Raw genomic sequence first — 12,669 nt, 5'->3', positions numbered from 1 at the left:
CAAAAGCTTCTGAAAAACGCAAAACCGCAGGCACCGCACGCCAAACTCACGTACGGCACCCGCGGTGTCACGCGTGCGTTGTATGCCGCCCAGCCCCGGAGGGACTACGCGGACTTGCGGCTGTCCCGCGGATGTACCGCGATGTTCATCGCTCCGGAGCGCAGTACAGCCAGTCGCTCCTCAAGGACCTCTTCGAGTTCCTCGCGGGTGCGTCGCTCCATCAGCATGTCCCAATGCGTACGCGCGGGCTTGGCCTTCTTCTCCTCAGGGCCGTCACCGTCCACGAGAAGTGCCTGGGCCCCGCAGACCTTGCACTCCCACTCCGGCGGAATTTCGGCCTCCACCGAGAAGGGCATCTCAAACCGATGCCCCTTCTCGCATGCGTACTCCACGGCCTGGCGCGGAGCCAGGTCGATCCCGCGGTCCGTCTCATAGCTGGTCACTACGAGGCGTGTGCCGCGAAGAGCTCGCTCACTCATGAATCGTGCCTCCCGGGCTTGTCGCCCACAGGACAGGTGTCGCTGTCGTCGTCATCCGGTCAACGTCCGGTCGGCGGTAAAGATTCCCGTCCCGTGTCCCGTTTCGGGTCGTGCGTCGCCGTCGTAGCCGCCCCTTGTTGTACCCACCAGCGCCCGGTTTGTCACATCTGCAAGCAGATGTCACCCAGCGTTTCGTCATCTTTGACGCGCAGTAACGGTACGCCTGGCAGGCCAACGGCGTACACTACCGCTCTTTTGCCGCGGATGCTAAATCCTTTCGGGAACAGGATTGCCCGCGTCGCGGATCGCCCGGCCCACCGGAACCCGGGCCAGCAGCACGAACCCGATGACGAAGAAGGCCACGAGCGAGATGATCGCGTCCCGGTAGCTACCGGTCAGCTGGTAGGTGATCCCGAACAGAAGCGGGCCCAGCCAGCTCATCCCGCGGTCGCTCATCTCGTACACCGAGAAGTACTCGGCTTCCTTGCCCGGCGGCACCAGATGCGAGAACAGGGACCGGGACAGGGCCTGGCTGCCGCCGAGGACCAGGCCGATGCCGGCGGCCAGCACGAAGAACCACGCCGGAGCGCCGGCCGGCAGGAAGTACCCCGCCGCGAGCGTCACCGTCCACGCCACCAGCGATCCGAGAATCGTCCGCTTGGCCCCGTACACGCGGGCCAGTCGGCCCATCCCGAGTGCTCCCGCCACCGCGAGCACCTGGACCAGCAGCACCGCCCCGATGAGAGTGGACTGGCCCAGGCCGAGCTCTTCCGAGCCGTAGACCGAGGCCTGGGAGATCACGGTCTGGATGCCGTCGTTGTAGACGAGATAGGCGAGCAGGAAGGCGAGGGTGAGCGGGTGACGGCGCATGTCGCGGACCGTGGCCGCGAGCTGCCTCAGCCCGGGGGACGTGGCCTCCTTGTCGGCGGCTTCCGCCGGGGCGGTCCTGCGGTCGCGGAGTCTGCGCAGCGGAATGAGGGTGAAGGCGCCCCACCACAGGCCCGCCGAGGCCAGGCAGACGCGGACGGCCATGCCCTCCGAGAGGCCGAAGGAGTCGTGGGCGGTGTACAGCACCAGGTTGACGACGAGGACCAGCGAGCCCGCCGCGTAACCGAACGCCCAGCCGCGCGAGGAGACCGCGTCGCGCTCCTCGACCGGGGCGATCTGGGGGAGGAACGAGTTGTAGAGCATCATCGAGACGGACAGAGCCGCGTTGGCGATGATCAACAGCAGCCCGCCGAGCAGATAGCGGTCGCCGCCGAGGAAGAACATGCCCGTCGTCGCCGTGGCACCCACATAGGCGGCGGCGCCCAGTAGCGGCTTCTTGCGTCCGGTGCGGTCGGCGGCCGCGCCCACCACGGGCATGACGAGCACGGCCACGATGATCGACAGGGACACCGAGTAGGCGAAGACCGAACCGGCGCGGACCGGTATGCCCAGCGGGTGCACGAACCCGTCCGTGTCGGCCGCCTTCTCGGCGACCGACGTCAGATAGGGACCCAGGAACACGGTGAGGACGCTCGTCGAGTAGACGGAGCACGCCCAGTCGTAGAAGTACCAGCCGCGCCGCTCGCGGCGCCCCGCGGCCTCGTCGGACGCCTCGTCCCGCACGGTCTCGATGCCCACCCGTGCCCCTCGCTTTCCCCGTGGAGGTGGTGTGCGCGGGGAGTCAGAACCAGGTGCCCCGGTCCTCCAGAACCTTGCGCAACGTGTCGATGTGATCGGTCATGATGCCATCGACTCCCAGGTCCAGGAGCCGGTGCATGTGATCGGGATCGTTGACCGTCCACACGTGGACGTGCAGCCCGCGCGCGTGGGCGGTGCGTACGAAGCTCCGGTCGACCACCGGAACGCCCGACTGGGCCTCCGGCACCTGTGCGGCGACCGCCGACCGCCGCACCCCCACCGGCAGACCCCACGAGCGCAGCCGCAGGTTGAGGACACCCCGGGTGCCGTACGACGTCGCCAGGCGCGGACCGGCGAGCCGCTGGGCGCGCACCACACGCGCCTCGGAGAAGGAGCCGACGCAGACGCGGTCCCAGCAGCCGGTGCGCTCGATCAGGTCCAGGAGCGGGCGCAGCGCGGGCTCGGCCTTGACGTCGATGTTCCAGCGCGCGTCGGGGAAGGCTTCGAGCAGGTCTTCGAAGAGGGGCACCGGCTCGCTGCCCGCCACGCGCGCGTGCCGTATGTCGGACCAGGAGAGGTCCGCGATCCGGCCGCCGCCGTCCGTCACCCGGTCCAGTGTCGAGTCGTGGAAGGCGACGAGCTTTCCGTCCGCCGTGCGGTGCACGTCGGTCTCCAGATAGCGGTAGCCCGCCTCCACCGCCCGCCGGAACTGGAACATCGTGTTCTCCAGCCCGTCCGCCGCCCCGCCCCGGTGGGCGAAGGGGATCGGGCCGGGATGGTCGAGGTAGGGATGGCGTATCCGCGTGGTCACGGTCGCAGTATCGCCTCTTCCGGTTGCCCGGCGGCAACGACCGGACTGCCGGCCGATGCCGCCGGAACGGCGAACACGCGCAGGAACAGCTGGGCCAGCGGTCCGATCGCCAGCGCGTACAGCACGGTGCCGATGCCCACCGTGCCGCCCAGGGCGAAGCCCGTCGCCACGACCGCCACCTCGATCGCCGTACGGACGAGCCGGATCGAGCGGCCGGTGATCCGGTGCAGGCCGGTCATCAGGCCGTCGCGCGGGCCCGGGCCGAAGCTCGCCGCGATGTACAGGCCGGTGGCCACCCCGTTCAGGACGATGCCCGCCACCAGGAGGGGGATGCGGGCGGCGAGGGTGTGCGCGTCGGGGACCAGAGCCAGCGTGCCGTCCATGGCGAGGCCGACGACGAAGACGTTCGAGACCGTGCCGAGGCCCGGACGCTGGCGCAGCGGGATCCACAGGAGCAGCACGGCGGCGCCCACGAAGATCGACACGACGCCGATGGTCAGCCCGGTCAGTTCGGCCAGCCCCTGGTGCAGTACGCCCCAGGGCTCCAGGCCGAGGCCCGACTCGACGAGCAGGGCCGAGCTGGCGCCGTACAGCGCGAGGCCGGTGTAGAGCTGGACCAACCGTCGGCCGACACGATCCGGCGCTGACAACGAACTCACGAGCTGCCCCCTGTGGTGGTAGTGGCCTGGCACATGACACCCTGTGGCTTGCTACTGGATCCCATCCATGGCCAATTCGGGGAAGGTGGACTGATCTGCATGGTGCAGTGGACTTCCGCGGTGGGTACCGCGCAGCTCGCCCGGCTGCTCACCTCCCAGCAGGACCGCCCCGCGGGCCCCGGCACCCGCCGCCCGCCCGCCTACCGGTCACTCGCCGACGGCATCCGTCTGCTGGTGCTGGAGGGCCGGGTGCCGGTCGCCGCCCGTCTCCCCGCCGAACGCGAACTGGCCCTCTCCCTCTCCGTCAGCCGCACCACGGTCGCCGCCGCCTACGAGGCGCTGCGCGCCGAGGGCTTCCTGGAGTCCCGGCGAGGCGCGGGCAGCTGGACCGCCGTACCTGCCGGTAACCCGCTTCCCGCGCGCGGGCTCGAACCCCTGCCCCCCGAGGCCCTCGGTTCGGTGATCGACCTCGGTACGGCGGCCCTGCCCGCGCCCGAGCCCTGGCTCACCCGCGCCGTCCAGGGCGCGCTGGAAGAACTGCCCCCGTACGCGCACACACACGGTGACTACCCGGCCGGTCTGCCCGCGCTGCGCGCGATGATCGCCGAGCGGTACACCGCGCGCGGCATCCCCACCATGCCCGAACAGATCATGGTGACGACCGGCGCGATGGGCGCCATCGACGCGATCTGTCATCTGTTCTCCGGCCGGGGCGAGCGCATCGCCGTCGAATCGCCCTCGTACGCCAACATCCTGCAGCTCATGCGGGAGGCGGGCGCCCGGCTGGTGCCCGTCGCGATGGCCGACGGGCTGGCCGGCTGGGACCTGGACCGCTGGCGCCAGGTGCTGCGCGAGGCCGCGCCCCGGATCGCGTACGTCGTGGCCGACTTCCACAACCCCACCGGTGCGCTCGCCGACGAGGACCAGCGGCGGCAGCTCGTCGACGCGGCCCGGTCGGCGGGGACGGTGCTCGTCGCCGACGAGACGATGACCGAGCTGTGGCTGGACCCGGACGTCGAGATGCCCCGACCGGTCTGCGGTTTCGATCCCGCCGGGTCCACGGTCATCACCGTGGGTTCCGCCAGCAAGGCATTCTGGGCCGGCATGCGCATCGGCTGGGTGCGGGCGGCTCCGGACGTGATCCGCAGCCTTGTCGCCGCGCGGGCCTACGCGGACCTGGGCACGCCCGTACTCGAACAGCTGGCCATCAACTGGTTGCTGAGCACGGGTGGCTGGGAGCAGGCGGTCGAGATGCGGCGCGAACAGGCCCGGGGCAACCGGGACGCACTGGTCGCGGCGGTACGACGGGAGCTGCCGGACTGGGAGTTCACGGTGCCCGGGGGCGGGCTCACGCTGTGGGTCCGTACCGGTGGCCTGTCGGGGTCCCGGCTCGCCGAGGCGGGGGAGCGGGTGGGGGTGCGGGTGCCTTCGGGGCCCCGGTTCGGGGTCGACGGTGCCTTCGAGGGGTATGTGCGGCTGCCGTTCACCGTGGGGGGAGCGGTGGCCGACGAGGCGGCCGCCCGGCTGGCCGCAGCGGCGCGGATCGTGGTGAGTGGCGGGTCGGGGGGCGCCGAGTCCCCCCGCACCTTCGTGGCGTGAGCGGCCCGGGCCTCAGGCCACCGGCTCCTGCGCGTGTGCCTGTTCCTGTTCCTGCTTGACGAGGAGTGCCGGAGCCGTTCTCGGGGGGAGCAGTTCCAGGACGGCCTGGCGCTGTGCGTCGCTCGTCGCGTCGTCGTGGGGGTCGGGGGTGGCCGGGACCTGGAGGCGGTGGACCGGGCCCGAGCCCAGCCGGGCGTAGCCGCGGCCGGGTGACACGACCGGAACCGGTGTCGTCTGGGGACGCGCGCCCAGGACCGCTTCCAGTTGGGTGGAGGACGCGGCGCCGAGGACGACACGCGCGCGCGTGTGCTGCCGTACGGCGTCGCTCAGGGTGTCCGCGCTGTCGAACTGCTCCGCCACGACCACGGTGACGTTCGCCGCCCGCCCGTGCCGCAGGGGGACCTGGAGCAGGGACTGGGGGTCGGGGCGGCCGTCGGCGGTGGCCAGATGGGCGAGGGCTCCGGGGCGGTCGAGGAGGAGCCACAGCGGGCGTCGGGTGTCGTCGGGGAGCGGCTCACCGGCCTGGCGGGCGAGGTTGGCCGTGATCAGTCGGCGTTCCGTTTCGTGGGAGGCCCATTCGAGGCTCGCCACGGCCGAGGCCGGGGCGCACTCGACGGCCAGCACGCCGTCCCGGCCGGTCAGGCACGCGTACTCACCGGTGCCACTTCCGTCGACGATCAGGACGTCGCCGTACTGGAGGGCCTGCAGCGCGATCGAACGCAGGAGCGTGGTGGCGCCGCTGCCCGGTTCGCCCATCACCAGCAGGTGCGGTTCGGTGGAGCGGGGACCCGTGCGCCAGACGACCGGCGGGACGTCACGCCGCTCCTCGCCGTGGCTGAGGGGGAGCGTGCGCTGTACCTGGGTGGGGTCCGTGAAGCCGAGCACCGTCTCGCCCGGGGACGTGACGAAGCGCTGCGCGGCGATGTCGGTGGGCAGCGGCGGCAGGACGGTGACCGTCAGCTCGTTGCCCTCCTCGTCCCACACGAAGTGGTACTCGCGGCCCCGGCCCGACTTGGCGTGCAGCAACTGCTCGATCCGCGCGCGGGAGTCCGCCTCGCCGTCGGTGAAGTACGCCGGGTAGCGGACCACCAGGTGACAGACGCGGCCGGTGCCGTCGAACTCGTAAGCCGGGAAGGTCTTCTCCCAGTCGCCGCCGTGGACGTACAGGGGATCAGGGTCGTCGGGGGTCGAGAAGTAGGGGACCAGCGCGTCGTACAGGGACTGGAGGCGCTGGGTCTGGGACTCGTCGGGGCCCTCGGGCTCCGCCGATGCGCGGTCGCGGCCGTGCCAGGCCGCAGCCGCCATCACCGACGTGACGGCGAGCAGCGGGCCGTACGGCACGAGGGCCACGACCAGGACCACCGAGGCCACCAGGAACAGCAGTGGCCCACGCTTGTCCTTGGGCGTGTCCGCCCACTTGCGCCGCCCGGCCGCAGCCAGTCGGCGAAGACCCCGGCTGATCGTGATCAGCGGGTGCAGGACGTCCGTGGCACTGTCGGCCGCGGTCCGGGCCAGCTCCCGGCTCCGGGCGATCTGTGCGCTGCCGTTGCTCAGGATGCGGGGAAGGGGGCGCCGGGCCACTGCTGTCTCCTGGAGGTGCGTGCGGTCGGGACGGGCGTCAGAACTTGATTCCGCCGAGCAGGCTCGCCAGGCTCTCGCCGCCGGCCTTGATGCTCGGTGCGATGGCGGTGCTCGCGAGGTAGAAGCCGAACAGCGCGGCGACGAAGGCGTGCGACCCCTTGAGGCCGTCCTTCTTGAAGAAGAGGAAGACGATGATGCCGAGCAGAACGACACCTGACATGGACAGGATCATGAGGATCTCCTGGTGTGGTGGGGACAGTCACCATGAGTTCTTCCAGGATCACAGCATGTATCCATACGATAAAAGGTGCAATTGGGTGAATTTCGTCGTATTTCACTCCACTGGTGTACCTGTTCGGTGTCATTTGGAACGGTTGATCTTTGCTGCTCAGGAGTCGGGTCTTGCGCCTGTTAAGCCAGTACTCTGGCGATTCACCCGTACGGTTGTAACGAGAGGCGGTCCGGTCGATGAGTGAAGCCCCCGACCCCGAGGTCGTGGAGCTGGCGACCAAGATCTTCGATCTGGCGCGGCAGGGGCAGACCGAGGCACTCGTGGCGTACGTCGACGCGGGCGTCCCGGCCGACCTCACCAACGACCGCGGCGACTCCCTGGTGATGCTCGCCGCCTACCACGGCCATGCCGAGGCGGTCCGGGCGCTCCTCGCGCGCGGCGCCGACGGGAACCGGGTGAACGACCGGGGTCAGACGCCGCTCGCCGGCGCCGTTTTCAAGGGTGCTCAGGACGTCATCGAGGCGCTCCTGGAGAGTGGTGCCGACCCGGCCGCGGGCATGCCCTCGGCTCTCGACACCGCCCGGATGTTCGGCAAGACGGAACTGCTGGAGGTGTTCGGCGCGCACTGAGCCGTACGCACTGACCAGCTAGGACAAGGAAAACGGGGGAGGCGGAACGGGGCCGCCGGAAATACGGTCGCGGCAGCTTGAACAGCCGGGTCATCATGACGTCGTGATTCATGGACGTGATGGCCGGGCAGATGTTGCCGCACCGCGCGGGCCGTGATGCGGTCCGCATGGGCCCACCTACGAGAGGCAGAGGAAGATGGTCTACAGCAAGCAGGAAACGGCGGGCGCCCCGACGTGTTGTCACGCGGCCAGGTAAAGCAGGATCCCGGTTGCGTCGACGCTTGATGTGAGGCTGTTTCCCATGTTCGATCCGGTCATAGCGCCCAGCGGTACGCTGCTCGGCCTGCTCCAGAGGGGCCGCGGCGACGGCACGCTGCACGCACTCACCGCACCGCGGGCAGAAGCGCTCGCGGCACTGAACCAATGCGTGCTCCGCGACCCCCGCCACGACTGGCAGGTGGAGAACCGCTCCCTTTACTACGCCCGTCTCTACGTCGACCTCCACGGCGAGCTCGACGAGATCGAGGCACATCTCTTCGACGCCGAGGACGTCCTCGACACCGACGAGTCACGCACCGGGCTCGCCCTCGCGGTCCTCGGGCACCTCGCCTCCTACGGCAGGCGGGACGCGCTCGAACTGCTGCGCAGGTACGCCGCCACGGGCACCAGCTGGGCCTGGGCGCTGGACGAGCTGGCACTCAGGGACGACGACGCGGGGCTGCGCGCCCTCGCCGCCCCCGTGCTGGCCCGCTTCGGCACCGACCCGGAGGGCGAGGCGGAACTCGCCGTCGCCGTGCGGGACGCCTTCGAACCGCGGCCCTGGCGGCTGTGGGCCGAGGACTCGCGCGAATCGGTCTCCACGCGCGTGCGTGCCGCTCAGGAAACCGGCTGTTTCGACCGCTGGCAACGCCAGATGCGACCGTCCGGGCCCCGCCCGGGCTGGAGCGTGCAGGCCGTCTTCGAATGGGCCCAGCAGGGCCTCGACCGAGGTGCCGTCCTGCATGTGCCCGCCGCGCGCTGTCTGACGGCCGTGGCAGGTCCGGAGGACCGGCCGCAGATCGTGGAGGCGGCCCGCAGCGGTGGCGACGGCGCCCGCTGTACGGCCCTGCGCTATCTCGCGGACAGCAGTGATCCCGATGCCCTCGATCTGGTCGAGGGCGCGGTCGCCGACGGCACGACGGCTGTCGTGGAGGCCGCCGTCGACGCATTCGAACGGATGCGCAGTATCGCCGCCGTCGACCGCGCGCGCGGGTGGGTCCACCGACCCGACCCGCTGGGCGCCGCCGCCGGACGGATGCTCGCCTGCCTGGGAGCCACCCGGGACAGCGACCTCGTCCTCGGCGCACTGCGGGAGGCCGTACGGGGCGAAGGACCCGACGCGCCGACCCTGTGGACCCTGGTGGACGGCACGGGACGGCTCGGGATCGTCTGCGCCGCACCCGTACTGCGCCACATCTACCGCGAGACCGCCTCCTCCCATCTGCGCGGCCGGGCCGCCCGGGCCCTCGCCGCCACCGACCCCTCCTTCGCCGCCGGATTCGCCGTCGAATGCCTGTGGGACTGCGAGGAGACCACCCGGGAGGTCGCCGCCCGGCACGCCGAGACCGGTGACGCCCGGGTCGTCGAACAACTGCGCAGACTCGCCGCCGACCCGGCCGAGGAGGCCGAGGTCCAGACCGCGGTGCGAAGCCGTATCGGGCCCGATTCCACCCGCCATATGAACGGGGGATGACCCGGGGATCAGGAGCGTGTGGACGCGCGCCGACCCGGGAGGGGCCGGTGCGCAACGCTCATGGGACGTTCCCCGTCCGGAAAGATCGACGTTGACGCGAGCACGTCCGGTACGGCGAGAACCTCCCTATGCGTGTCGTCATCGTGACCGAATCCTTTCCCCCCGATGTGAACGGCGTGGCCCACTGCGCGCTCCAGACCGCCCGGCACCTCGTCGACAGCGGTCACGTTCCCCTCGTCGTCGCCCCGGCCACCGCCGCCGGGGCCGGGTCCGACGCCTCGGCGCCGTGCCCCGTCGTCCGAGTCCCCTCCCTCCCGCTCCCGGGCTACCCTCAGGTCCGCGTCGCCCTCCCCAGCCGCCGCGTCGCCGCCGCGATCACCGAGCACCGCGCGGACATCGTCCACCTGGCCAGCCCCTTCGTCCTCGGTGTACGCGGCATGGCCGCCGCCGCCCGGCTCGGTATCCCCGCCGTGGCCGTCTACCAGACCGACCTGGCCGGGTACGCCCGCACGTACGTCCACGCGGGCGAGGCGGCCGCCTGGCGGCGCATCCGCTCCGTCCACGCCTCCGCCGACCTCACCCTCGCGCCCTCCAGCGCCGCCCTGCACGACCTGGAGTCGCACGGCGTGCCCCGGGTGAAGCTGTGGCAGCGCGGGGTGGACACCGTGCGCTTCCGCCCCGAACTCCGGGACGAGACCATCCGCCGTGAACTCGCCCCCAATGGTGAGCTGATCGTCGGCTACGTCGGGCGGCTCGCCCCCGAGAAGCAGGTCGAACTCCTCGCCGGTGTCTGCGGGCTGGACGGCGTGCGGGTCGTCGTCGTGGGCGACGGACCCAGCGAGCCGGCTCTGCGCGAGCAACTGCCCGGCGCGGTCTTCCTGGGCCGCCGGACCGGCGACGAACTCGCCCGGATCTTCGCCTCGCTGGACGTCTTCGCGCACACCGGCCCGTTCGAGACCTTCTGCCAGACGGTGCAGGAGGCCATGGCAAGCGGTGTGCCCGTCGTCGCACCCGCCGCCGGCGGACCGCTGGACCTGGTCGCCCACGGGCGCACCGGCCTGCTGGTCCCGCCACGGGACGCGGCCGCCGTCCGGGACGCCGTGTGGTCCCTGGCCCGTGACCCGGGCCTGCGGGCCGCCTACGGCGCCGTCGCGAGGGCGACGGTCGAGGGCCGTACCTGGGCGGCTGTCGGCGACCAACTCGTCGGGCACTACGCCGACATCCTCAGCGCGCGCACGGCGGTGGCCGCATGAACGGCGAGACACCGCGCGAGGCGAGCGGACCGCTGCGTATCGTCCGGCTGGCCAACTTCGTCGCCCCGTCCTCGGGCGGGCTGCGCACCTCGCTGCGCGAACTGGGCGCCGGTTACCGGGCCGCGGGCCACGACCCCGTCCTGATCGTGCCCGGGGAGCGGGTGAGCGACCGTGACACCGAACAGGGGCGCGTGATCACCCTGCCCGGCCCGCTGCTGCCCGGCACCGGCGGCTACCGCGTCCTCACCGACAAACGGCGCGTCGCCGCCCTCCTGGCGGAACTCGCCCCGGACCGCCTGGAGGTGTCCGACCGTACGACGCTCAGATGGACCGGCAAGTGGGCGCGCCGGGCCCGCGTCCCCGCGGTGATGGTCTCCCACGAGACCGCCGACGGCGTCCTGCGCACCTGGGGCCTGCCGGAGAACCTCTCCCGGCACGCCGCCGACACCCTCAACGCCCGTACGGCGCACACCTACGCGCGCGTGGTGTGCACCACGGAGTTCGCCGAGCGGGAGTTCGTACGGATCGGCGCGCGCAACGTCGTACGGGCTCCCCTGGGCGTCGACCTCGTGCGGCGGCATCCGTCACTGCGTGACCCGGCGGTGCGGGCCGCGCACGCGCGCGAGGACGAGCTGCTCCTGGTGATGTGCTCCCGGCTGTCCGTCGAGAAGCGGCCCGGTACGGCCCTGGACGCCCTGCGGGCACTGCTGCGGCGCGGGCAGCGGGCGAGGCTGGTGGTGGCCGGGGACGGGCCGCTGAGGGCCCGTCTGGAGCAGCGGGCGCGGGAGCGCGGGCTGCCGGTCACCTTCCTCGGGCACGTCGCCGACCGGCCCCTGCTGGGCGCACTCCAGGCGTCCGCCGACGTGTGCCTGGCGCCCGGACCCGCCGAGACGTTCGGGCTCGCCGCGCTGGAGGCGATGGCCTGCGGTACTCCCGTAGTCGCCAGTGCCTCCTCCGCGCTGCCCGAGGTGATCGGGTCCGCCGGGGCCGTCGCGGCCGACGACGGAGAGGCCTTCGCGGACGCGATACGGCTGCTGCTGGGGCGGCCCGAGCGCGAGCGCCGGGAGACAGCACGCGCGCGTGCCGAGTGCTTCGGCTGGTCGACGGCCGTCGAGGCGTTCCTCGCGGCGCACGACGCGGTGGTGCGGTCCTCCGGTGACGCGCCCGTGCGGCCCGTCGTCGTACCGGAGGGTGTCGGATGAGACCGCTGCGGTTCGTGGCGCTCGGCGGCTCGCTGACCGAGGGTTGAGAACTGTTCGGCAAGGAGTGCGCACGAGGCCGAACTAGCTCGATCGTGTGATGGCCGCGTTCCGGGCTCGCGGTGCCCTGGGCTGATCGGGCCAACGTGAGTGTGCGATCTGGGACACCGGGTACGGCGTCAGCGTGCGGGGCCCCTGCTCCACCAGTGGATGGTTCAGGGCCTCCCCGTAGCCTCTGGCCGTACCCACCTGGCCAGGTCGCACAGGGAACTGGCCTCCCGGGAGAGGACCACGCACAGGATGTGGGTCGCCACCCGGGGTCGAGTACGCCGGGGACCAGTTCGCCCAAGACCGTTCGGGGCGCGCGGCTGAACGGACTCACTTTCGCTCAGCCCACAGGAACGGTGAACGACACCCTGCGCCGTACGTTCGACATCCACGCCCTTTCCGAGCGCTACGGGGCGGCGCATGTGCACGCCGCCGAGGGTGAGTGGCTCAGCGGACGCGAGATGTGGAGCGCGGACCGGCTGCACCCCGGCGAACAGGGAACTGGCAGCTCGCGGTCCGCTTCCACGCGCTGCTCACGGAGGCGGGCGTCACGGGCGGTGCGGGTCCGTCGGCCGCACCGGAAGAACCCGCGCCCACCCGGTCGGCCAACCAGCGCCGGCCGGCCACCGCGGGGACGGGGTGGGTGGCGCGGCGGTGCACCGACCTGCTGCCGCAACTCCTCCGGCTCGCCGCCCAGGAGGTCCACCACCGTGCGCGGGGCACGAGCGCCCGCCTGGACCTGGAGGCATCCCACGCCGTCGTGGCGGCCCTGGCTGCCTTGTCGGCGGCGGAGCACCGGGCGGAACCGGAGGTGGCGTAGG

At 71.7% G+C, this 12,669-nt stretch carries 11 protein-coding genes and 1 pseudogene; 6 read left to right on the top strand and 6 right to left on the bottom strand.

All coding sequences use genetic code 11. The features are described 5' to 3' along the window. Positions 1-104 precede the first annotated feature (104 nt). From STRTUCAR8_RS18815 to yczE, 4 genes are all read right to left on the bottom strand, one after another. Positions 105-479: an RNA polymerase-binding protein RbpA gene (locus STRTUCAR8_RS18815; protein WP_003977404.1), complete on the bottom strand. Its 375-nt coding sequence runs from the start codon at positions 477-479 to the stop codon at positions 105-107. Positions 480-746: 267 nt separating this feature from the next. Then, complete coding sequence (locus STRTUCAR8_RS18810) at positions 747-2,105, bottom strand: MFS transporter (RefSeq protein ID WP_006377403.1); 1,359 nt, start codon at positions 2,103-2,105, stop codon at positions 747-749. A 43-nt stretch (positions 2,106-2,148) separates the two neighbouring features. Then, positions 2,149-2,916, bottom strand: coding sequence for a glycerophosphodiester phosphodiesterase family protein (locus STRTUCAR8_RS18805; protein ID WP_006377398.1), 768 nt, complete (start codon positions 2,914-2,916; stop codon positions 2,149-2,151). After that, complete coding sequence (gene yczE, locus STRTUCAR8_RS18800; RefSeq protein ID WP_234372736.1) at positions 2,913-3,575, bottom strand: membrane protein YczE; 663 nt, start codon at positions 3,573-3,575, stop codon at positions 2,913-2,915. Before yczE ends, STRTUCAR8_RS18805 begins: the two co-directional genes overlap by 4 nt. A gap of 99 nt (positions 3,576-3,674) precedes the next feature. Between yczE and STRTUCAR8_RS18795 the strand changes: the two genes are divergently transcribed. Beyond that, positions 3,675-5,174 carry an SCO1417 family PLP biosynthesis transcription factor gene (locus STRTUCAR8_RS18795; protein ID WP_006377399.1) on the top strand — a complete coding sequence of 500 codons (1,500 nt, stop codon included), beginning with the start codon at positions 3,675-3,677 and terminating at the stop codon, positions 5,172-5,174. Between the two features lie 12 nt (positions 5,175-5,186). On the opposite strand, the gene STRTUCAR8_RS18790 is transcribed toward STRTUCAR8_RS18795, so the two are convergent. Beyond that, positions 5,187-6,755: a P-loop NTPase family protein gene (locus STRTUCAR8_RS18790; RefSeq protein WP_006377406.1), complete on the bottom strand. Its 1,569-nt coding sequence runs from the start codon at positions 6,753-6,755 to the stop codon at positions 5,187-5,189. A gap of 37 nt (positions 6,756-6,792) precedes the next feature. Continuing rightward, positions 6,793-6,987 carry a hypothetical protein gene (locus tag STRTUCAR8_RS18785; RefSeq protein ID WP_006377407.1) on the bottom strand — a complete coding sequence of 65 codons (195 nt, stop codon included), beginning with the start codon at positions 6,985-6,987 and terminating at the stop codon, positions 6,793-6,795. 236 nt (positions 6,988-7,223) lie between these two features. Between STRTUCAR8_RS18785 and STRTUCAR8_RS18780 the strand changes: the two genes are divergently transcribed. The 5 genes and pseudogenes from STRTUCAR8_RS18780 to STRTUCAR8_RS18760 form a co-directional block, all read left to right on the top strand. Beyond that, on the top strand, positions 7,224-7,616 hold the full coding sequence (locus STRTUCAR8_RS18780; RefSeq protein ID WP_006377396.1) for an ankyrin repeat domain-containing protein: 393 nt from the start codon (positions 7,224-7,226) through the stop codon (positions 7,614-7,616). 301 nt (positions 7,617-7,917) lie between these two features. Continuing rightward, the gene (locus tag STRTUCAR8_RS18775; protein WP_044472441.1) at positions 7,918-9,348 is read left to right on the top strand and encodes a HEAT repeat domain-containing protein; all 1,431 of its coding nucleotides are present in this window, start codon (positions 7,918-7,920) and stop codon (positions 9,346-9,348) included. 128 nt (positions 9,349-9,476) lie between these two features. Beyond that, positions 9,477-10,601: a glycosyltransferase family 4 protein gene (locus STRTUCAR8_RS18770; RefSeq protein WP_006377401.1), complete on the top strand. Its 1,125-nt coding sequence runs from the start codon at positions 9,477-9,479 to the stop codon at positions 10,599-10,601. After that, entirely contained in the window at positions 10,598-11,803 is a 1,206-nt protein-coding gene (locus tag STRTUCAR8_RS18765; RefSeq protein ID WP_006377394.1) for a glycosyltransferase, read from the top strand. The genes STRTUCAR8_RS18770 and STRTUCAR8_RS18765 overlap by 4 nt, the downstream gene beginning before the upstream one ends. Positions 11,804-12,234: 431 nt before the next feature. Beyond that, positions 12,235-12,668 (top strand): annotated as a pseudogene (locus STRTUCAR8_RS18760) (SGNH/GDSL hydrolase family protein); the annotation flags it as partial. Between the last annotated feature and the right edge of the window lies 1 nt (position 12,669).

This window comes from Streptomyces turgidiscabies Car8, from assembly GCF_000331005.1.
In the GTDB taxonomy this organism is placed as follows: Bacteria; Actinomycetota; Actinomycetes; order Streptomycetales; family Streptomycetaceae; genus Streptomyces; species Streptomyces turgidiscabies.
The sequence above is the reverse complement of the archived record's forward strand: the minus strand, read 5'-3'. Positions and strand labels throughout refer to the sequence as shown.